Here is a 20,231-nt window from a genome sequence, read left to right as displayed (position 1 = left end):
GTCCCCGTTCTGGTCGGGGTCCTGGCGCACGGTGAGTGCGCTCATGGCGGTCTCCTGTCGGTGCGTCACCGCTCCCAGCATCTCGAAGGGGACCGGTGCAGGTCCACCGATCCCCTTCATTCGAACGAGGAACTCCCTGGTCAGGCGATCCGCTCCAGCACCACCGGCGACGTCGTGAAGTCCGTCCCCGGTGCCGCGATGTCGTACGAGCCCTCCACCGCCTGGAGCGCGTACTCGAAGCGCTCCGGGGTGTCGGTGTGCAGGGTCAGGAGGGGCTGGCCCTCGGTCACCTTGTCGCCCGGCTTGGCGTGCATCTCGACGCCCGCCGCCGCCTGCACCGGGTCCTCCTTGCGGGCGCGCCCGGCACCCAGGCGCCACGCGGCGATGCCGATGTCGTAGGCGTCGAGGCGGGTCAGGACGCCCGAGGCGGAGGCCTTCACCACGTGCTGCTCACGCGAGGTGGGCAGGACCGCGTCCGGGTCGCCGCCCTGCGCCGCGATCATCCGGCGCCAGACGTCCATCGCCGAGCCGTCGGCCAGGGCCTTCGCCGGGTCGGCGTCCTTGACGCCCGCCGCGTCCAGCATCTCCCGCGCCAGAGCGATCGTCAGCTCGACCACGTCCGCCGGGCCGCCGCCCGCCAGCACCTCGACCGACTCGCGGACCTCCAGCGCGTTGCCGGCCGTGAGGCCCAGCGGGGTCGACATGTCCGTCAGGAGCGCGACCGTCCTCACCCCGTGGTCCGTACCGAGGCCGACCATGGTCGACGCCAGTTCGCGGGCGTCCTCGATCGTCTTCATGAAGGCGCCGCTGCCCACCTTCACGTCCAGGACCAGGGAGCCCGTGCCCTCCGCGATCTTCTTCGACATGATGGACGAGGCGATCAGGGGGATCGCCTCCACCGTGCCGGTGACGTCACGGAGTGCGTAGAGCTTCTTGTCCGCCGGAGCCAGGCCGTCGCCCGCCGCGCAGATCACCGCGCCCGTGCCCTCCAGCACGGACAGCATCTCCTCGTTGGAGAGCAGGGCACGCCAGCCGGGGATCGACTCCAGCTTGTCCAGGGTGCCGCCGGTGTGGCCGAGGCCCCGGCCCGAGAGCTGCGGGACCGCCGCACCGCACGCGGCCACGAGCGGCGCCAGCGGCAGGGTGATCTTGTCGCCCACACCGCCCGTGGAGTGCTTGTCCGCCGTCGGGCGGGACAGCGACGAGAAGTCCATGCGCTCGCCCGAGGCGATCATGGCCGCCGTCCAGCGGGCGATCTCTCGGCGGTTCATGCCGTTGAGCAGGATCGCCATCGCGAGCGAGGACATCTGCTCGTCGGCGACCTCGCCACGGGTGTAGGCGTCGATGACCCAGTCGATCTGCTCGTCGGTCAGCTCGCCGCGGTCCCGCTTCGTGCGGATCACGGAGATGGCGTCCATGGCCATGGCGTTCCCTTCGGAGAATTGCGAAGTGCACGGCCCCCCTGCGAGCGGGGCAGGGGGGCCGTACGGCGTTACTTGGTGAGATGGTCCGGGCCGAAGGCCTGGGGCAGCATCTCGGAGAGGGGCAGGACGCCCTCCGGGGTGTCCAGGAGGAGGTCCGGGCCGCCGAACTCGTACAGCAGCTGGCGGCAGCGGCCGCAGGGCACCAGCAGGGCGCCCTCGCCGTTCACACAGGTGAAGTGGGTCAGCCGGCCGCCACCCGTGCGCTGCAGATCCGAGACCAGACCGCACTCGGCGCACAGGCCGAGGCCGTAGGAGGCGTTCTCCACATTGCAGCCGGTGACCGTGCGGCCGTCGTCGACCCGGCCCGCCACGCCGACCGGGAAGCCGGAGTAGGGGGCGTACGCGTGGGACATCGCCTCCCGCGCCACCTCCCGCAGCGCCTCCCAGTCGAACTCGGCGCTCTGCCGTGTCACTTGCCCTGGCCCTTCCGGTACCGCATGCCGTCCGCCTTCGGCATCCGCAGGCGCTGCGCCGACAGGGACAGCACCAGCAGGGTGACGACGTACGGGGTGGCACCGACGAAGTCGCTCGGGACCTCGTCCGTCAGCAGGTACCAGACCAGGATCAGTGCCGCCATGACGGCGCTGATCACGCCCTGGCGCATCGCCTTCTTGTACAGCTTCCACCCGGCCAGCGCCGCGAGCAGCACGACCAGGAGGAGGAGCAGCGCGTGGACGGTCACGCCGCCGTTGCGCAGCTGGAGCGCGTCCGAGTAGCCGAACAGGCCCGCGCCCATCGCCAGGCCGCCCGGCCGCCAGTTGCCGAAGATCATCGCCGCGAGGCCGATGTAGCCGCGGCCGCCGGTCTGGCCCTCCAGGTAGGTGTGCGAGGTGACCAGGGCGAGGAAGGCGCCGCCGAGGCCGGCGAGGCCGCCGGAGACGGCGACGGCCACGTACTTGTACGAGTACACGTTGACGCCGAGCGACTCCGCGGCGGTCGGGTTCTCGCCGCAGGAGCGCAGCCGCAGACCGAACGGGGTGCGCCACAGCAGCCACCAGGTGCCGACGAACAGCAGCGCGGCCAGGACCGTGATGACGGACAGGTGGGTGACCAGGCCGCCGAGGATGCCGGCGAGGTCGGAGATCAGGAACCAGTGGTGGTTCTCGATCGACTGCAGGCCGTCGGAGAGGCCGGGCACGGTGACGTCGGGCAGCGCGGCCGCCGGCGGGGACTGCTTGGGGTTGCCGCCCGCGTTGACCGCCGCGCCGTTGTTGAAGAACAGCTTGGCGAGGTACTGGGTGGCGCCGAGCGCGAGCAGGTTGATCGCGACACCGGAGACGATGTGGTCGACGCCGAAGGTGACGGTGGCGACGGCGTGCACCAGGCCGCCGAGGGCGCCGAAGGCGATGCCCATCAGCAGGCCGAGCCAGGGGCTGGACTGCCAGCCGATCCAGCCGGCGCCGAAGGTGCCGAGGATCATCATGCCTTCGAGGCCGATGTTGACCACGCCGGCCCGCTCGGACCACAGACCGGCCAGACCGGCGAGGCCGATCGGCACGGCGAGGCTGAGGGCGGCGCTGACCTGTCCGGCGGAGTCGAGGTCCTGCGAACCGGTGATCACACGGACGGCGGCGAGGAGGAGCAGGGCCCCGGCGACGATCATGAGGATCTGGCCGACGGAGCGGCCCGAGCGCTGCGGCGCGCCCGCCGCCTTGGGCGCCGCGGGCGGCGGCGTGTCGGTCATCGTGGCAGTCATTACGCCACCTCCTGCTTCTTCGTCGCGGCGGCGGCCTGGGCCGCGAGTTCGGCGCCGACCTTCTGCTGCTGGCGCTTGAGGCCGTAGCGGCGTACGACCTCGTAGGCGATGACGACACACAGGACGATGACGCCCTGGATGACGCCGAGGATCTCCTTGTCGTACCCCTGGAACTCCAGGTGGTTCGTGGTGCGCTCCAGGAAGCCCCACAGCAGGGCGCCGATGGCGATACCGATCGGGTTGTTGCGGCCGAGCAGCGCGATGGCGATGCCGGTGAAGCCGATGCCGGTCGGGAAGTCACTGCTGTACTGGTAGCTGTCGTTGAGCAGGGTCGGCATGCCGATCAGACCGGCCACCGCACCCGAGATGATCATGCTGGTGACGACCATCTTCTTCACCGACACACCGCTCGCGGTCGCGGCGGACTCGGACTGGCCGACGGTGCGCAGGTCGTAGCCGAACCGGGTACGGCCGAGCACGAACCAGTAGGCGATGCCGACGGCGGCGGCGATGAGGATGAAGCCCCACAGCTCGCCGGACGCGCCGGTGTTGATGTTGAAGAAGTGCGACGAGGACGGCAGCGGCTTGGTGGCGACGACCGTGCCGCCCTGATAGAGCTGGGCCAGCTTTCCGGGCTGGAGCAGGTAGGCGATGATCGCGGTGGCGATCGAGTTCAGCATGATCGTCGAGATGACCTCGCTGACGCCGCGGGTCACCTTGAGGACGCCGGCGATGCCCGCCCACAGGGCGCCGGTCGCCATGGCGCAGATCAGGATCAGCGGGATCGCGAGCCAGCCGGGCAGGGTCAGCGCGCCGCCGAGGACGGCGGCGAAGAACCCGGCGAGCCGGTACTGGCCGTCGACACCGATGTTGAACAGGTTCATCCGGAAGCCGATGGCCACCGAGACACCCGCGAGGTAGTACGTGGTCGCCTTGTTGAGGATGTAGACCTGGCTGTCGCTGGCGAAGCCGTAGGTCAGCATGTCGTTGAAGGCGGGGCCGGGGTTCTTGCCGGTCGAGAGGATCACCAGGGCGGTGACGACGAGCGCGGCGACGACCGCCAGCAGCGGCGCGGCGATGCCGAGGAGCAGCCGCTCCTTGTCGATCCGTGAGGTCAGCTTGTTCATCGCTCGTCGTCCTCTGTGTGCTCCAGGTGGCCGGTGGCCGCACCCGTCATGGCGGAGCCCAGCTCTTCGGGGGTGATGGTGGCGGGGTCGGCGTCGGCGACCAGGCGGCCGCGGTACATCACCCGCAGGGTGTCGGAGAGCCCGATCAGCTCGTCCAGGTCGGCGGAGATCAGCAGCACGGCCAGGCCTTCGCGGCGGGCCTCGCGGATGTAGTCCCAGATGGCCGCCTGCGCGCCGACGTCCACGCCACGGGTGGGGTGGGCGGCGATGAGCAGCTTGGGGTTGTGGCTCATCTCGCGGCCGACGATCAGCTTCTGCTGGTTGCCGCCGGAGAGCGAGGCCGCGGTGACGTCGATACCGGGGGTGCGGACGTCGTAGGCCTGGACGATCCGCTCGGTGTCGGCGCGGGCCGCCTTGATGTCGAGCAGGGGGCCGCGGGAGTTGGGCTTCTCGGAGACGTGGCCGAGGATGCGGTTCTCCCACAGCGGCGCTTCGAGGAGCAGGCCGTGGCGGTGACGGTCCTCGGGGATGTAGCCGATGCCGGCCTCGCGGCGGTGGCGGGTGGGGGCGTGCGAGATGTCGGCGCCGTCGAGGGTGATCACGCCGACGTCGGGGTCGCGCATCCCCATGATCGCCTCGACCAGCTCGGACTGGCCGTTGCCCTCCACGCCGGCGATGCCGAGGACCTCACCCTTGTGGATGGTGAGGGAGACCTCGTCCAGGATGATCCGCTCGATGCCGTCGAGGTCGGTCTGCGCCAGGTGCAGACCGTCGATCTTGAGCATCGGGACGTCCGTGACGGTGGACTCCGCGGTCTCCGGGGTGGGCAGTTCGCTGCCGACCATCATCTCGGCGAGCTGCTTGGGGGTGGTCCTGGACGGCTCGGCCGTGCCGACCGTCGTACCGCGCCGGATGACGGTGATCTCGTCGGCGACGGAGAGGACTTCGCCCAGCTTGTGGGAGATGAAGATGACGGTGAGGCCCTCGGCCTTCAGCTCACGCAGGTTGTCGAAGAGCGCGTCGACCTCCTGCGGCACGAGCACGGCCGTCGGCTCGTCGAGGATCAGCGTCTTGGCGCCGCGGTAGAGGACCTTGAGGATCTCCACGCGCTGGCGGTCGGCGACGCCCAGCTCTTCCACGAGCACGTCCGGGCGGACGTTCAGGCTGTACGCGTCCGAGATCTCCTTGATCTTGGCGCGGGCCTTGCCGCCGATGCCGTACAGCTTCTCCGCGCCGAGGACGACGTTCTCCAGCACGGTGAGGTTGTCGGCGAGCATGAAGTGCTGGTGCACCATGCCGATGCCGCGGGCGATGGCGTCGCCGGGGTTGTGCAGGACGACCTGCTCCCCGTTGACCGTGATGGTGCCCTCGTCCGGCTGCTGCATGCCGTAGAGGATCTTCATCAGGGTGGACTTGCCGGCGCCGTTCTCACCGCACAGGGCATGGACGGTGCCCGTGCGGACGGTGATGTCGATGTCGCGGTTGGCGACGACGCCGGGGAAACGCTTGGTGATGCCGCGCAGTTCGACGGCAGCGGGAGGGCTGGACGCGTTGATGGCGCACTCTCCTCGGGGAAAGGGGCTGCGTAGGGGAGGTGGCAGGCGTCGGCGACGCTAGCGCGGCAACTCGACGCTACACGCGTAGAGTTGACACATTGTTATGGCTCGGCGAGGGGTCGCGGGGACGACGTTCCCTCGCCGAGCCGAAGTCCGAACGGGCCGGCCGGATCCCTCGGTCGGGACCGGCCGGACCCGTCAGGTCACGGGGTGGTCTTGACCTTGATCTGGCCGTCGACGATCTTCTTCTTCGCGGCGTCCAGCTTGGGCTGGATGTCCTTGATGAAGCCGCCGCTCGTGGCGAGCGAGACACCGCCCTTGGCGAGCGAGTAGACGTTGTTGCCGTTCAGCGGCTTGCCGTCCTTGACGGACTTGATGAAGTCGTAGACACCGACGTCGACGTTCTTGACCATCGAGGTCAGGATCGAGCTCTTGTACTGGGCGAGACCCGGGATGTTGTACTGGTCGGAGTCCACGCCGATGGCCCAGGCGCCCTTGACGCCGTGCACGGCCTCGATCGCGCCGTTGCCGGAGGAGCCGGCGGCCGTGTAGATCACGTCGGCGCCGTTGTCCAGCATGCCCTGCGCGGCCTGCTGGCCCTTGTCCGGGCTGGAGAAGCCGGAGGTGTCCGCGCCGTGGCTCAGGTACTGGGTGTCGACCTTGATCTTCGGGTTGGTGTCGTGCACACCCTGGACGTAACCCGCCTCGAACTTCTTGATCAGCGGGCTGTCGACACCGCCGATGAAGCCGACGTGGTCCTTCTTCGTCTTCAGCGCGGCGGCCACACCGGCGAGGTAGGAGCCTTCCTCCTCCGTGAAGGTGATGCTGTTGACGTTGCTGCCGCTCACCACGGAGTCGACGAGGCCGAAGGAGGTCTTCGGGAACTGCTTCGCCACCTGCTGCACGGCGGGCGCATAGGTGTAACCGACCGCGACGATCGGGTTGTAGCCGGCCTGGGCCAGGTCCGTGAGGCGCTGCACACGGTCGGCCGGGGTGTCCGAGGTCTTCGCGGTCAGCTCCTTGATGGAACCGCCGAACTCCTTCTCGGCCTTGTCGGCACCGCGCGCGGCGGAGTCGTTGAAGGAGCGGTCACCGCGGCCGCCGACGTCGTAGGCGAGACCGATCTTGACGCCCTTGCCGCCGCCCGAGGAGGACGAGTTGTTGTTTTCATCGGAGGACGTGCTGCCACACGCGGTGGCAGTCACGGCGAGTGCCGCGGTCGCGAGACACGCAGCGGAAAGCTTGGCTACCCGGCGCACGGGAGGCTCCTTCACCTGACCTGAGCGCCATGTCGGCGCTTGATGGGAGCACCATGCCAGCGCTCCAGCCGAGACGCCCCGGCGGCGTCGGCTTCGCGGCATCGTAACGCGCGTAGATGTCGCAAAAAACCCTCTCGCGAAGCCGTTATCGATTCGAGGCAAACACCATCTGAACTCGGGATCTTCGCCTCTGGCACGGCCTTGTGGCGGGGGCCGCACAAATGGCCTACGCGTATGTTGCGCCGGTCAGGGGAACGGCCCCCGAGAGGACCGCTCCTTACCTTTGCTCCTTACCTTTGCCTCTTCGCTTTTGCCTCTTCGCCTTCGCCTCTTCGCCCCGCTTAGCTTTCCGCGCCGTTCGCGTCCAGGAAGGCGGCCGCGGTGAACATCTCCACGCCGACCGTGATCGCGTGCTCGTCGGCGTCGAAGTCGCCCTGGTGCAGGTCACGCACGGTGCGCTCGCCCGGCCTGCGGACGCCGAGCCGGGCCATGGCCCCCGGGACGTGCTCCAGATACCAGGAGAAGTCCTCTCCGCCCAGGCTCTGCTCGGTGGACTCGACGGAGTCCCGGCCGCGCCGGGCCGACATCGCGCGGCGCAGCAGGTCGGTGGAGTCCCGGTCGTTGACGACGGGGGGCACCCCGCGTACGTAGGTGATCTCGGACTTGGCGCGGTGCAGGGTGGCGACCTCGTCGATGGCCGCGTGCACGATGTCGGGCGCCTGCCGCCAGGCCTCCAGATCCAGGCAACGCAGGGTCCCGGACAGCTCGGCGTGCTGCGGAACGACGTTCGGGGCGTGCCCCGACTCGATCCGGCCCCAGGTCAGCGCCAGCCCGACCCGGGTGTCGACGCGGCGGGCGATCAGCGCGGGCACGTCGACGGCGACGCGGGCGGCGGCGGTGACGAGGTCGGTGGTCAGATGCGGCCGGGCGGTGTGCCCGCCGGGCCCGTCCAGGGCGACCTCCAGCCGGTCGCACGCGCTGGTGATCGGCCCGTGCCGCAGGCCGATCCGCCCGGCGTCGACCCGGGGGTCGCAGTGCACGGCGAGGATCCGGCCCACCCCGGTCAGCGCCCCGTCCTCGATCGCGTCCATGGCGCCGCCGGGCAGTACCTCCTCGGCGGCCTGGAAGATCAGCCGTACGGGTCGCGGCAGCAGGCCATTGGCGTGCAACTCGGCGAGCACGAGCCCGGTCCCCAGCACCACGGTCGTGTGCACGTCATGGCCGCACGCGTGCGCCCGGTCGGGCACGGTCGACCGATACGGGCAGTCGGTCTTGGTGTCCGGGATGGGCAGGGCGTCGATATCGGCACGCAGGGCCAGGAGGGGGACGACGGGCCGCTCGCCTCCGGTGAGCCCGATGTCGCACACGAGTCCGGTTCCCTTGGCGAGCACGCGGGGCCGGAGCCCGGCCTGCTCCAGCCGCTCCTTGATCGCGGCGGTCGTACGGAACTCCTGATTGCCCAGCTCGGGGTGCATGTGCAAGTCGCGGCGGAAGGCGACGAGTTCGGCGTGCAGGGCTTCGCTCAGCGCGCCGGGGAGCACATCCCCCGCGAGGCCGGCCTCGGACTCTAGGGACATCAATTGCTTCACCCTCTGAAGGGTAGGACGCCCGGCTGGTCAACTACCCCTCGATCAACAAAAGTTCAGCCCGTTAGGGGAAGAAAATCTGACCGTCGGACGCATGGCGGCGGACTCTGATGGGTAAACCACTGTTTCTCCCTCCACGGATACCATGCCCCACCACAGTCCTGCTCGACTTGTCCAGGAACCGGACCCGAGCCTCCGCTCCGTCACCCGGCCGTGCGCCGCCGGGGCCCGGTGAGCGGAGCCGCCCGGCTAGGCCAGCCCCACCGCCTCCAGCCGGTGCACGTCCCGTGCCGTGCCCGTCACCCCGGACAGGAAGCCCTGGGCGCGCGGGGACGCGTTCTGGGTGAGCCAGGAGGGGTCGATGTCGCACACCGCGACCCGCACCCCCGTGCCGGCCAGCGCCAGCGGAAGGGTGTGGACGACCGTCGACGGGAAGCTGAGGATCGTACGCCCGATCGGGCCGCGGCGGGCGATCAGTTCCAGGGGCAGGTCCGGGCGGACTATCTCCAGGCCGGTCTCCGTCGCCAGGCGGTGGAGCTTGTCCGTGCTCTCGCGGCGGTGGGCGAAGTAGCGGGTCGCCCCGTGCGTCTTCGCCAGGTTCCGGACCGCCTCCACGTAGCGGTCGACGTCCACCACCCCCGTCTCCACCAGCGAGGTGCCGACCATGTCCGCGCCCTTGGTGATGCGCGGCGGGCCGAAGCGGGAGCGGGTCCACGAGAAGTCGTTCACGGTGACCGTCACGCCCTCCGGCGTCTCCGTCACCGGCATCGAGGAGAAGACCTCCACCCTTCGGCGCGCGCTCGGCGTCAGCCGGCGGCGGGCCGAGGACGACACCGGGGCGAAGAGCAGGTCCCTGGGCCCCGGGCGGCCGCCCTTGCGGTGCCAGCGGACCAGGCGCTCGCCGCGTGCCAGTTGGGCCACGAACTCCATCGTCGCCGTGCCGTCGTCCACGACCACCAGGTCGCGGGCGCGGGTGATCGTCAGCAGAAGCTGTACGTAGCGGGAGAACGGGTCTCCCATGACGATGCGGTCGGCCCGGCGGAGGGGCCCCGCCAGGCCGCCGATCGTCGCGAAGGGCGCGGCCGTACCGCCGCGCGCCTCCTCCCAGCGCACCTTGTGCCCCTCGTCCCGGGCCAGGTCCGCCATACGGCGCAGCTGGCCCCGGGTCATGGGATCGGTCGGGGACAGCACGACGACCGTGAGCTGCGCGCCGGCCTGGGGGAGCCCGTCGGCCACCGTCCGCCGTACCTGCGCGGGCACGGACGGCAGGGGGTCCGGCTCCGCGCCGCACAGGCCCTGCAGATGCGCCCACTCCAGTACGTTCAGCAGCTGGACCGGGCTCTCCACGAAAGCGAGCGTGCGGGGAGGGTGGCCGGGCTGGCCGGCGCAGGTGCTCATCGGTGTACGACCGTCCCGTCGTAGGAGACGTAAGGGTCTCAAGAGGCCAGGGATCAGACCGTGACCGGCTCGCCGGCCGCGGCCGCGATCTCCGCCTCGGCCACCACACCGGCGACGCGGCGCAGCTTCTTCATCGGGCCCATCTCGGAGTCGTAGACCTTCTTGACGCCGTCGCCGAGGGAGGCCTCGATGGTGCGGATGTCGCGGACGAGACGCGTGAGACCCTGCGGCTCCACGGAAGCGGCCTGGTCGGAGCCCCACATCGCGCGGTCGAGGGTGATGTGGCGCTCGACGAAGGTGGCGCCGAGGGCGACCGCGGCCAGCGTGGTCTGCAGGCCCGTCTCGTGGCCGGAGTAGCCGATCGGGACGTTCGGGAACTCCTTCTCCAGCGTGTTGATCACGCGGAGGTTCAGCTCCTCGGCCTTCGCCGGGTAGGTGGAGGTGGCGTGGCACATCAGGATGTTGTCGCTGCCCAAGACCTCGACCGCGTGGCGGATCTGGCGCGGGGTGGACATGCCCGTGGAGAGGATGACCGAGCGGCCCGTGCCGCGCAGGGCCTTCAGCAGCTCGTCGTCGGTCAGGGAGGCGGAGGCCACCTTGTGGGCGGGGACGTCGAACTTCTCCAGGAAGGCGACGGCCTCGGTGTCCCACGGGGAGGCGAACCAGTCGATGTTCTTGCTCTTGCAGTACTCGTCGATCTGGCGGTACTCGTCCTCACCGAACTCCACCCGGTGGCGGTAGTCGATGTAGGTCATCCGGCCCCAGGGGGTGTCGCGCTCGATGTCCCACTGGTCGCGCGGGGTGCAGATCTCCGGGGTGCGCTTCTGGAACTTGACGGCGTCGCAGCCGGCCTCGGCGGCCACGTCGATCAGCTTGAAGGCGTTCTCCAGCTCACCGTTGTGGTTGATGCCGATCTCGCCGCAGATGTAGACGGGCCTGCCGGGGCCGACCTCGCGCGAACCGAACGTACGCAGACGGGAGTTGGTGCTCATCAGGGAGATGTCCTTACTTGGGGAGGGAATCGAGAGAGGGGCCGAGGATCCAGCTGGCGATCTCTCGGATCGCGCCGTCACCGCCGGGGAGAGTGGTGACCGCGCGTGCGGCGCCGCGTACGACGTCGTGGGCGCTCGCGACCGCCACGGGCCAGCCGACGAGGGCGAAGCACGGGAGGTCGTTGACGTCGTTGCCGACGTAGAGCACGCGCTCCGGCGCGATGCCCTGCTCCTCGCACCACTGCTTCAGCGCGAGGTCCTTGCGGTCGATGCCGTGCAGCACCGGCAGCTTGAGCTTCCGGGCGCGGGCGGCGACCACAGGGTTCTGTTCCGTGGACAGGATCAGCATCTTCAGGCCGCTTCTGCGCAGCGCCGCGATGCCGAGTCCGTCGCCGCGGTGCACGGAGACGAACTCCCGTCCATCGGAGTCGATCAGCACCCGGTCGTCGGTCTGGGTGCCGTCGAAGTCCAGTACGACCGCGTCGATGTCGTCGGCGGTCGGCAGCGAACCCGGGCGGTCCGCGTCGAAGAGGGGGGCCAGCGCGCGGGCGCGGGCCAGGTCGTGCGGGTCGTCGATCTCCAGCACGCGCGCGGGGTCGGTGCGCACGAGTTCGGTGCGGCCGAAGAAGCGGTGCTGGTGCTTGCGGAACCCGGCCGCGTCCATCGCGTAGGCGGCGCCGGTCTCCAGGAAGTCCTGGGGACGGTCCTGGCGGCGGGGACGGAACGACTTGTCGTGGTTGACGCCCACCCCGCCCTCGGACTCGGCGTCGGCCTCGCGCCAGACGAAGCCGTGGAAGGGCGCGACGGTGACGGCGGTGTCCGCGCCGTTCTCGGCGACCGCGCCGGCCACCCCGTCGATGTCCTCACGGATGATGAACGGGCTGGTGCACTGCACGAGCAGGACCACGTCGACCGCCGCGCCGTGCAGCGCCTCGTGGGCGTCCATGGCGTGCAGGACGGCGGCCTCGGAGGTCGCCGTGTCCCCGGCGATGACGGCGGGCCGCAGCACGACCTCGGCGCCGGCCTCCCGGGCGGCGGCGGCGATGGCCTGGTCGTCGGTGGAGACGACGACGTCGGTCACCAGCCGGGTCGCCCGGCACTCGCGCACCGCGCGCGCCACCAGCGGGACACCGCCGACGGGGGCGAGGTTCTTGGCGGGCACGCCCTTGGAGCCGCCGCGCGCGGGGATGACCGCGAGCACCCGGCGCACCGTCGCGCCTGGGCCCGCTTCCGGGTTGGACATGGGCTCTACTCCTTGGAGGCCTGGAAAGCCTGGAAAGCCTTGGAAGTCTGGTGAGTCCTGGGAGACTCGGGGGTCTTGGGACGCCGAGGTCACAGCTCCCCCATCCGCCGGATCACCGGGGCGACCCGCTGCACGCCGTGGCGGTAGGCACCGCGGGCGGCGCGACGCACTATCTGGCGGACCGGTCCGGGTTCCCTGTCGGCGGCGGGCGCGCCGGGCAGCGGGGCGCCGTCGGGGCCCAGGTGGTGGCGGGCGAGGATGCCGGGCAGGTATCCGGGCGCCGTCTCGGGGGTGTAATAGGGGGCGAGGGGCGCCAGGTCCCCGCTCCGGCCGAGCAGTCCGGCGATGCGCTCGCGGGCGGTGTCGAAGGCCGTGTCGTACGTTCCGTCGGCCGCCACCCCCTGCCGGGCCACCCACTCCTCGTCCGCCGCCGGCCGGTGCCCGGCGTCGAGCTGGTCCCAGGAGGCGAGGCAGCCCGAGCCGGTGAAGTGGTGGTTGCCGAGCACCTCGCGCACGCCCAGGTCGGTCAGGACGACCGTGGGGATCCGGCGGTGCAGCGACTCCAGGGCGGCCGTGGAGCTGATGGTGACGAGCAGGTCGGTGCGGTCCAGCACCTCGCCCATGTGTCCGTACACCAGCCGGAAGTTGGCGGGCACGTCCTTGCCCTGGACCAGCTTCTGGTAGGGAAGCTCCTCGATGTGGGTGGTGTGTTCGCCCGGCTTGGAGCGCAGCTTCAGCAGCACCTCGCGCTCGGGGTGCCTGCGGGCGTGCTCGATGAGGCGGTTCAGCAGGTACGTACGGTCCTTGCGGCTGTCCGGGACGGACGGCTGGGCCGCGAACACCACGGTGTACGGCTCGTGCTCACCGGTGTACGGCGCCCCGCCGAGGAAGGGCAGCGCGACCTCGGTGACCGCACGGGCATCCGCGCCCACCCCCTCGTACACGGCCCGGAACCGGTCCGCGTCGTGGCGGGAGTTGGCGAGGACGAGGTCGGCGCCGTGCCGCAGCAGCAGCCCGTCGGCGAGCTTCTCGTAGACGACACCGACGTAGCCGGTGACGACGACGGGCCGTTCGCCCGAACCCCAGGCATGGCGCAGCCCGTGCAGCATCGCCTGCACTCCGCCGCCGACCAGCGCGAGGACGAGGATGTCGTACGACTGCTCGGTCATCGCACGCAGGAACTCGACGCCGGTGACCTCGCGGAGGGAGTCCGCCCGGACGCCCACCTCCTTCAGCTGACGGGCTGTCGGGGTGGCGCGCCCCCGCAGGAGGTAGCCGTCGAGCCGGATCTCGGCAGTGGCGGGGGCGAGGCGTTGCGCGGTGAGCGCGCCCCACTTCCACCGGGTGTCGGAATCGGCGAGGACGGCGACCCGCAGGGACTTCGTAGCACTTGCTGGCACGTCGAAGACGCTAGGAAGCCATTCCGAGGTTCTGCCCAACCTGAATGCAACAAAGGGTTAACAGCACATCGCCGAATGGCGAATCGGGCCGTGAGGTCAACGGGAAAAAGCCCGGTTCACAGCTTCGCCACGTGTCGTTCACCCGGTATCAAGCAAAGCGTCAAGACGAATGACGGGCTTCCCCCTAACGTCCCTGACGTGGTCAAGCTCTCCGTCATCGTGCCGTTCTACAACGTGCAGCAATACGCGCCCGACACGCTCAGGAGCCTGAAGGCGAACGCGCGTGAGGACTTCGAATTCATTCTCGTCGACGACTGTTCCCGCGATGGGACACCAGACATTCTCGCGCGCGCGGAGCGCGAGCTGCCCGGGGCGGTCTACGTCCGGCACGAGCAGAACGGAGGGCTGGCGACCGCGCGCAACACCGGTATCGACCGGGCGCGCGGCGAGTACCTGACCTTCCTGGACGGCGACGACTGGCTCGCCCCCGGCTACTTCCCGCAGCTGGCCTCGGCCATGGACGAGCTGGGCTGCGACTTCATCCGCACCGACCATGTGCAGTGCACCGCACGCTCGCGCCAGGTGCACCGGGTGCCGGTCGGGCGGCGGGGCGTCGTACTGAACCCGCGCGAGGCGATCCTGCCCGCCGACCGGTCGACGTCCGTGGACTACGCCTACGCGTGGGCCGGCGTCTACCACCGCCGGCTGCTGGACAAGGGGCTGCTGCACTTCACCGACGGGCTGCGCACGGCCGAGGACCGGCCGTGGATCTGGAAGCTGCACCGGGAGGCGGAATCCTTCGCCGCGGTGAGCATGCTCGGTGTGTTCTACCGGCGCGGGGTCGCCTCGTCGCTCACCCAGATCGGTGATGTCCGGCAGCTGGATTTCATTCGCGCGTTCGACCAGGTCGTCGCGGAAACCGCCCAGGACCCGCAGGCGGACGAACTGTTGCCCAAGGCCGTCCGTACCTATTGCGCCATCATTTCCCATCATCTGGGATCCATCGAAAGGTTCGAGCCAGCGGTGGCGAGAAAACTGAAATCCATGAGTGCCGCGGCCCTGCGGCGCATGCCGCAGGGCGTGCTGGACGAGGCGCTGGACTCCATGGACCTCCAGCGCGCCGGCAAGCTGCGCCGGCTGCGCCGCCGGCCCGCCCCCGCGGGAGCCGCCGCGTGACCACCCAGATCTTCCAGGCGTCGACGCTGTACGGCACGGCCACGCTCGCCGCCGCCCTGGACTCCGGCTGCTTCCGCCCGGCCGACCGGCGGATCCTGCTGGTCTGCAACAACGCGGCCACCCCGGAGACGACGCCCGGCCTGGACGAGGCGCCCGGTTTCGAGAAGCTGCGCGACCGGTTCGACGACGTGATCTCGTACAACGAGACGATCTTCCCGTTCCACCCGGGCGGCTGGGCACCGCGCGTGGACGACATGCCGCTGTGGGAACGCTTCCTGCGCCACGAGTGGCGACTGGGCGAGGACGACGTGGAGTTGGTCGTCGAGTCGATCCAGGTCAACCCCTCCCTGGCGCTCGGCCAGATCTTCACCGGCGCCCCGGTGACGGTCTACGCCGACGGTCTGATGAGCTACGGTCCCACCCGCAACAAGATCGACCCGCTGGTCGGCACCCGGGTGGACCGGGTGCTGCACCTGGACCTGGTGCCGGGCCTGAAGCCGCTGCTGCTCACCGAGTTCGGTGTGCCCGACGAGCTGGTGCCGACCGCGGACTTCACCAAGGTGCTCGCCGAACTCGCGCCCGTGGACGTCGAGTTGCCGGCCATCGAGGAGCCGGCGCTGCTGCTGGGCCAGTACCTGTCGGCGCTGGAGATCCTCACCGCCGAACAGGAGGAGAACCTGCATGTGCGGATGCTGAAGGGCGCGGCCGCGCTCGGGCACACCAAGGTGGTGTTCAAGCCGCACCCGTCCGCACCGGCGAGCTTCACCCGCTCCCTGGAGCAGGAGGCGCGGAAGCTGAAGGTCGAGCTGACCGTGCTCGACACCCCGGTCCTGGCCGAGGTGCTGTACCAGCGGATGCGTCCCGCGCTGGTCGTCGGCTGCTTCTCCACCGCCCTGCTCACGGCGAAGGCCCTCTACGGCCTGCCCGTCGCCCGGATCGGCACCGAACTGCTGCTGGAGCAGCTGACGCCGTACGAGAACAGCAACCGGATCCCGGTCACCATCGTCGACGCGCTGCTGCCCGACCTGGGCGAACGCGCCGCCGTCACGGAACAGCGCCAGGGCATGGACGTCGAGGCGCTCGGCTCCCTGGTGCGCGCGGTGGGCTTCGCGATGCAGCCGAAGATCCTGCCGAGGCTGCGCCCGGAGGTCGAACACTGGCTGGCGAAGCACCAGAACGCGCGGACCCTGCGCTACTTCAAGCGCCGGCGGCTGACCTCGCTGGCCCTGCCGGGCGGGGTGCCCGCCCAGCTGGCGTTCATCCCGCGCAACGCCACGGTCCGCCGGGTGGCGCGCAAGGCCCGCAGTCTGCGCCGGGGCGCACGGGGTTAGCGGGCGGGCAGCGGGCCGCACGCGGCCGGCGAGCCATCGGCGGCCGGCCGTGAAACCGACTCTGGAAGGAAACCGCACATGGCTGCTTCACCCCCGGGCCTCGCCGCCGCACCCGGCCCTCTCATATCCCGGACGGCTGCCGCCCCCGCCTCGTCCGGGGGGCGCGGGAGCCGTCTGCTGGCTCTGGACGGCCTGCGGCTCGTGGCCGCCCTGATGGTCTGCCTCTACCACTACACCGGACGCGGAGGCACGGTCTCCGCATCCTGGCACGGCAGCCCGGCCCATATCTTCCCGACGCTGTCCCGGGCGGCCGTCTACGGCAATTTCGGGGTGCAGTTCTTCTTCGTCATCAGCGGTTTCGTGATCTGCATGAGCAGCTGGGGCCGCACCCTCGGCGACTTCTTCCGCTCCCGGATCGCGCGCCTCTACCCCGCCTACTGGGTGGCCCTGTTCCTGATCACCGGAGCGTCCCTGGCCCTGCCCGCCGTGGTCCACGCGGTCCGGCTGGACGAGTTCCTGGTCAATCTGACGATGCTCCAGCAGCCGATGGGCGCGACCCGGGTCCTCGGCGTGTGCTGGACGCTCTGGGTCGAGGTCCGTTTCTACGTGCTGTTCGCGCTGCTCGTCGTCCTGCGCGGGGTGACCTACCGCCGGGTGGTGCTGTTCGCCTGCGTCTGGACGCTGGCGGGCGTGCTGTGCAACTCGTCCTCGAACGAGCTGCTGAACCAGATCATCATGCCCGAGTACGCGCCCTTCTTCGTCGGCGGTCTGGCGCTGTACCTGATCCACCGCTTCGGCAGCGACCTGCTCGCGTGGGGCATCGTCGCGATGTCCTGGCTGCTCGCGCAGAGCGAGGCCACCCACGGTCTGTGGGGCCCGCACCCGCACCGGAACCCGTACGTCGTCATCGCGATCGTCACCGTCGCCTACGCGGCCGTCGCCGCCGTGGCGCTGGGCTGGACCCGCTGGGCCTCCTGGCGCTGGCTGGTCACGGCCGGCGCGCTGACGTACCCGTTCTACCTGGTCCATGAGCACCTGGGCTGGTTCGTCATCCGGGTGCTGCACCGGGGCCTCGGCCTGCCGCCGTGGCCGACGCTCGCCGTGACGGTGCTCGGCATGCTGGTGCTGGCGTGGCTGATCCACCGCTTCGTCGAGAAGCCGTTCGGGCCGCGCCTCAAGCGCGCGCTGAAGCCGCGTCCGGTCGATGCCGAGGCCGCTCAGCCGACCCGGTAGCGCGCCCCGATCCCCGCGATCACGACCGCCAGTCCCTCGTCGAACTGGCGGTCGTAGTCGTCGAAGAGCAGCTCGCCGGCCGCCGCCGCGAGCGGGAAGTCGGCCAGCCGCCGGGCCCGGTCCTCGACGTCGAACCCCTCCCGGCGCTCGCCCGGCAGGGGTCGCACGCCCTGTTCCTCGGTGACGAAGCCGATGGTGTACGCGTTCGCCGTCCGGGCCGCGTCGACCGCCTGGGCGAGGGCGAACCCGGCCTGGGTCAGCAGCCGCAGGTGCGCCTCCAGGGCGGGGGCGTGGTCCGTGCCCGTGAAGCGGGATCCGCTGTAGACCTTGGCGCCGTCGCGGTAGCCGAGCAGCGCGGCCCGCAGTCCTCGGTTGACCTTCGTCAGCCGCTCCTGCCAGGTGTCGGCGGGATCGAGCGCCGCGTCGGCGGCCATCCGCCGCTGCATCTGCGTCGCCATCTCGTCGAGCAGCGCCTGTTTGTCCTTGAAGTGCCAGTAGAGCGCGGGCGCCTTCACCTCCAGCTCGCGGGCGATGCCGCGCAGGGTCAGGCCGTCCAGTCCGGTCTCGTTCAGCAGCCGCAGCGCGGTGTCCGCGACCTTCGCGCGGTCCAGGGGCGCCCTTCGTTCCGTACTCACGCTTGACAGCTTAACAGCGTTAAGGGCATTCTCGTCGGCGACGGCACTTAACGCTGTTAAGGAAGAAGAGGAAAAATGCGATGGATGTTCTGATCGTGGGTGCGGGTCCGACCGGTCTGGCGCTCGGCATCGACCTCGCGCGGCGCGGGGTGGCGGCGCTGGTCGTGGAGCGGTCCGAGCGGCTGTTCCCCGGCTCCCGCGGCAAGGGGATCCAGCCGCGCACCCAGGAGGTCTTCGACGACCTGGGCGTGCTGGCGGCGATCCGCGCGGCGGGCGGGCCGTATCCGCCGCGGACGACCTGGAAGGACGGCGAGCGGGTCGGCGAGGAGCCGGTGTTCGAGCCGTTCGAGGCCGACGAGGGCGCGCCGTACACCGAGCCGCTGATGGTCGCCCAGTGGCGCACCCAGGAGGTGCTGTACGCGCGGCTGGTGGAGCTGGGCGGCGAGGTCGCCTTCGGGCGCGAGCTGACGGGCCTGGAGCAGGACGCGGACGGCGTGAGCGCGCACTTCGCCGACGGTACGACGCTCCGCGCGCGGTACGTCGTCGCGGCCGACGGGGGACGCTCGGCGGTCCGGCGCGCGGTGGGCGTGGCGATGGCCGGAGAGACGGTCGACCCGGCGCCGTTCCTGGTGGCGGACGTAGGGGTGCGGGGCCTGGACCGCGACTCCTGGCACGCGTTCATGGACTCCGACGACACCGGCGTCGTGCTGTGCCCGCTGGCCGGGACGGAGTACTTCCAGCTCCAGGCCCGTCTCGCGGAGGGCACGCAACCCGACCTGACCCTCGACGGCATCCGCAAGCTGGTCGCCGCGTACTCGCACCTCGGCGCCGACGACATCACCGAGCTGCGCTGGGCGTCCGAGTTCCGCCCGCGCGCGGCCCTCGCGGACCGGTTCCGGGTCGGCCGGGTCTTCCTCGCGGGCGACGCGGCCCACGTCCACTCCCCGGCCGGCGGCCAGGGCCTGAACACCAGTGTCCAGGACGCCTACAACCTGGGCTGGAAACTGGCCGCGGTGCTCCGGGACGGCGCCGCGGAATCCCTCCTCGACACCTACGAGGAGGAGCGGCGGGCGACCGCGGCGGCCATGCTCGACCTGTCGACCGGCGTCCACCGCGGCGAGGTACGCCGCGGCAAGGCCACGGTCCAACTCGACCTCGGATACCGGGAGTCACCCCTGGCCGAGGAGAGCCGCCCGCACCCCGGCCCGCTCCGGGCGGGCGACCGCGCCCCCGACGGCACGGTCGACGGCGTACGCCTCTTCGATGCGTTCAGGGGGCCGCACTGGACGCTGCTGGGCGCCACCACCCCGCCCGCGACCGGGGTACGGGTCCTGCCGTCGGCACCGCCGTCGTACGGCCCGGGTGTCTTCCTGATCCGCCCGGACGGCTACGTGGGCTGGGCCGGCGATACGACGGAAGGACTGCGGGCCTATCTGTCCCGGGTCGGCCTGTGAGGCCGGCCGGCTACGAACCGGCCAGCGACAGCTTCACGGCGAAGCCGAGGAACAGCGCGCCCGCCGCCGAAGTCGCCGTGGCCGACAGCCGCCTGCGGCGCCGGAAGGCGGCGGCCAGGCGGGTTCCACCGAATATCAGCGTGCTGAGGTAGAGGAAGCTGGCCAGCTGTCCGAAGGCACCGAGGATGGCGAAGGAGAGGGCCGGGTAGGCGTAGCCCGGGTCGACGAACTGCACGAAGAAGGCGATGAAGAACAGGATCGCCTTGGGGTTGAAGAGGCTGACGACGAGGGCCCGTCCGAAGGGCCGCTCCTCGGCGACCCGCGCGGGCGCCGCCTCCTCCACGGCCTTCTCCTGCCGCGTCCGCCACATCTGCCAGGCGGACCGCAGCATCCCGATCGCCAGCCAGGTGAGATATCCCGCGCCGGCGTACTTCACGATCCCGAACAGCAGGGCGTTGGCCTTCAGCAGGGAGGCGACGCCCGCGGCGGACAGCGTCATCAGCACGGTGTCCCCGCAGAACACGCCCGCGGCGGCGGTGTACCCGGCCCGCACACCGCGCCGTGCGGCGACGGACAGCACGTACAGCGAGTTGGGACCGGGCAGCAGGACGATCAGGGCGAGCCCTGCCAGATAGGTGGGGAGATCGATGACGCCGAACAT

The 20,231-nt window shown here is 70.6% G+C and carries 17 protein-coding genes; 4 read left to right on the top strand and 13 right to left on the bottom strand.

The window, feature by feature from the left end; all coding sequences use genetic code 11:
- Positions 1–140 precede the first annotated feature (140 nt).
- The 11 genes from ADK64_RS10380 to ADK64_RS10330 all read right to left on the bottom strand — a co-directional run bounded on the left by ADK64_RS10380 (position 141) and on the right by ADK64_RS10330 (position 13,741).
- Positions 141–1,424 (bottom strand): thymidine phosphorylase, encoded by a 1,284-nt coding sequence (locus tag ADK64_RS10380; RefSeq protein ID WP_053657372.1) that lies wholly within the window; start codon positions 1,422–1,424, stop codon positions 141–143.
- A 68-nt stretch (positions 1,425–1,492) separates the two neighbouring features.
- Positions 1,493–1,897, bottom strand: a complete 405-nt coding sequence (locus ADK64_RS10375) for a cytidine deaminase (RefSeq protein ID WP_053657370.1) — start codon at positions 1,895–1,897, stop codon at positions 1,493–1,495.
- Complete coding sequence (locus ADK64_RS10370; RefSeq protein ID WP_053657368.1) at positions 1,894–3,180, bottom strand: ABC transporter permease; 1,287 nt, start codon at positions 3,178–3,180, stop codon at positions 1,894–1,896. The genes ADK64_RS10375 and ADK64_RS10370 overlap by 4 nt, the downstream gene beginning before the upstream one ends.
- On the bottom strand, positions 3,180–4,307 hold the full coding sequence (locus tag ADK64_RS10365) for an ABC transporter permease (protein ID WP_053657366.1): 1,128 nt from the start codon (positions 4,305–4,307) through the stop codon (positions 3,180–3,182). Before ADK64_RS10365 ends, ADK64_RS10370 begins: the two co-directional genes overlap by 1 nt.
- On the bottom strand, positions 4,304–5,830 hold the full coding sequence (locus ADK64_RS10360) for an ABC transporter ATP-binding protein (protein ID WP_107092952.1): 1,527 nt from the start codon (positions 5,828–5,830) through the stop codon (positions 4,304–4,306). Before ADK64_RS10360 ends, ADK64_RS10365 begins: the two co-directional genes overlap by 4 nt.
- Before the next feature lie 236 nt (positions 5,831–6,066).
- Complete coding sequence (locus ADK64_RS10355) at positions 6,067–7,122, bottom strand: BMP family lipoprotein (protein ID WP_053657363.1); 1,056 nt, start codon at positions 7,120–7,122, stop codon at positions 6,067–6,069.
- Positions 7,123–7,463: 341 nt separating this feature from the next.
- A complete protein-coding gene (locus ADK64_RS10350) occupies positions 7,464–8,699 on the bottom strand; it encodes an amidohydrolase (protein ID WP_053657361.1) in 1,236 nt (411 codons plus the stop codon).
- A 258-nt stretch (positions 8,700–8,957) separates the two neighbouring features.
- The gene (locus ADK64_RS10345) at positions 8,958–10,106 is read right to left on the bottom strand and encodes a hypothetical protein (RefSeq protein ID WP_053657359.1); all 1,149 of its coding nucleotides are present in this window, start codon (positions 10,104–10,106) and stop codon (positions 8,958–8,960) included.
- Between the two features lie 53 nt (positions 10,107–10,159).
- On the bottom strand, positions 10,160–11,098 hold the full coding sequence (locus tag ADK64_RS10340; protein ID WP_053657357.1) for an N-acetylneuraminate synthase family protein: 939 nt from the start codon (positions 11,096–11,098) through the stop codon (positions 10,160–10,162).
- A gap of 13 nt (positions 11,099–11,111) precedes the next feature.
- Complete coding sequence (locus tag ADK64_RS10335) at positions 11,112–12,341, bottom strand: N-acylneuraminate cytidylyltransferase (RefSeq protein WP_053657355.1); 1,230 nt, start codon at positions 12,339–12,341, stop codon at positions 11,112–11,114.
- An 89-nt stretch (positions 12,342–12,430) separates the two neighbouring features.
- Positions 12,431–13,741, bottom strand: coding sequence for a DUF6716 putative glycosyltransferase (locus ADK64_RS10330; RefSeq protein ID WP_053657353.1), 1,311 nt, complete (start codon positions 13,739–13,741; stop codon positions 12,431–12,433).
- 198 nt (positions 13,742–13,939) lie between these two features.
- Between ADK64_RS10330 and ADK64_RS10325 the strand changes: the two genes are divergently transcribed.
- From ADK64_RS10325 to ADK64_RS10315, 3 genes are all read left to right on the top strand, one after another.
- Positions 13,940–14,917 carry a glycosyltransferase family 2 protein gene (locus ADK64_RS10325; protein ID WP_053657351.1) on the top strand — a complete coding sequence of 326 codons (978 nt, stop codon included), beginning with the start codon at positions 13,940–13,942 and terminating at the stop codon, positions 14,915–14,917.
- On the top strand, positions 14,914–16,248 hold the full coding sequence (locus tag ADK64_RS10320) for a polysialyltransferase family glycosyltransferase (RefSeq protein ID WP_053657349.1): 1,335 nt from the start codon (positions 14,914–14,916) through the stop codon (positions 16,246–16,248). Before ADK64_RS10325 ends, ADK64_RS10320 begins: the two co-directional genes overlap by 4 nt.
- A 78-nt stretch (positions 16,249–16,326) precedes the next feature.
- Positions 16,327–17,481 carry an acyltransferase family protein gene (locus tag ADK64_RS10315; RefSeq protein WP_199829558.1) on the top strand — a complete coding sequence of 385 codons (1,155 nt, stop codon included), beginning with the start codon at positions 16,327–16,329 and terminating at the stop codon, positions 17,479–17,481.
- Here ADK64_RS10315 and ADK64_RS10310 read toward each other — a convergent pair.
- Positions 17,466–18,116: a TetR/AcrR family transcriptional regulator C-terminal domain-containing protein gene (locus tag ADK64_RS10310; RefSeq protein ID WP_053657347.1), complete on the bottom strand. Its 651-nt coding sequence runs from the start codon at positions 18,114–18,116 to the stop codon at positions 17,466–17,468. The genes ADK64_RS10315 and ADK64_RS10310 overlap by 16 nt on opposite strands.
- Positions 18,117–18,196: 80 nt before the next feature.
- On the opposite strand from ADK64_RS10310, the gene ADK64_RS10305 reads away from it, so the two are divergent.
- Positions 18,197–19,570: an FAD-dependent monooxygenase gene (locus ADK64_RS10305; RefSeq protein WP_053657345.1), complete on the top strand. Its 1,374-nt coding sequence runs from the start codon at positions 18,197–18,199 to the stop codon at positions 19,568–19,570.
- A 10-nt stretch (positions 19,571–19,580) separates the two neighbouring features.
- Here ADK64_RS10305 and leuE read toward each other — a convergent pair whose 3' ends face one another.
- Complete coding sequence (gene leuE, locus ADK64_RS10300) at positions 19,581–20,231, bottom strand: leucine efflux protein LeuE (protein ID WP_053657409.1); 651 nt, start codon at positions 20,229–20,231, stop codon at positions 19,581–19,583.

Origin of the sequence: Streptomyces sp. MMG1121, assembly GCF_001280015.1 — a bacterium.
Lineage (GTDB): Bacteria > Actinomycetota > Actinomycetes > Streptomycetales > Streptomycetaceae > Streptomyces.
This window is presented reverse-complemented; position numbering and strand designations above follow the sequence as displayed.

What these genes read in the sequence shown, in the direction of transcription:
- leuE (WP_053657409.1), bottom strand. Translation starts at nt 20,231, where the DNA reads ATGTTCGGCGTCATCGATCTCCCCACCTATCTGGCAGGGCTCGCCCTG.
- ADK64_RS10345 (WP_053657359.1), bottom strand. Translation starts at nt 10,106, where the DNA reads ATGAGCACCTGCGCCGGCCAGCCCGGCCACCCTCCCCGCACGCTCGCT.
- ADK64_RS10365 (WP_053657366.1), bottom strand. Translation starts at nt 4,307, where the DNA reads ATGAACAAGCTGACCTCACGGATCGACAAGGAGCGGCTGCTCCTCGGC.
- ADK64_RS10340 (WP_053657357.1), bottom strand. Translation starts at nt 11,098, where the DNA reads ATGAGCACCAACTCCCGTCTGCGTACGTTCGGTTCGCGCGAGGTCGGC.
- ADK64_RS10380 (WP_053657372.1), bottom strand. Translation starts at nt 1,424, where the DNA reads ATGGCCATGGACGCCATCTCCGTGATCCGCACGAAGCGGGACCGCGGC.
- ADK64_RS10335 (WP_053657355.1), bottom strand. Translation starts at nt 12,341, where the DNA reads ATGTCCAACCCGGAAGCGGGCCCAGGCGCGACGGTGCGCCGGGTGCTC.
- ADK64_RS10370 (WP_053657368.1), bottom strand. Translation starts at nt 3,180, where the DNA reads ATGACTGCCACGATGACCGACACGCCGCCGCCCGCGGCGCCCAAGGCG.
- ADK64_RS10315 (WP_199829558.1), top strand. Translation starts at nt 16,327, where the DNA reads ATGGCTGCTTCACCCCCGGGCCTCGCCGCCGCACCCGGCCCTCTCATA.
- ADK64_RS10350 (WP_053657361.1), bottom strand. Translation starts at nt 8,699, where the DNA reads ATGTCCCTAGAGTCCGAGGCCGGCCTCGCGGGGGATGTGCTCCCCGGC.
- ADK64_RS10305 (WP_053657345.1), top strand. Translation starts at nt 18,197, where the DNA reads ATGGATGTTCTGATCGTGGGTGCGGGTCCGACCGGTCTGGCGCTCGGC.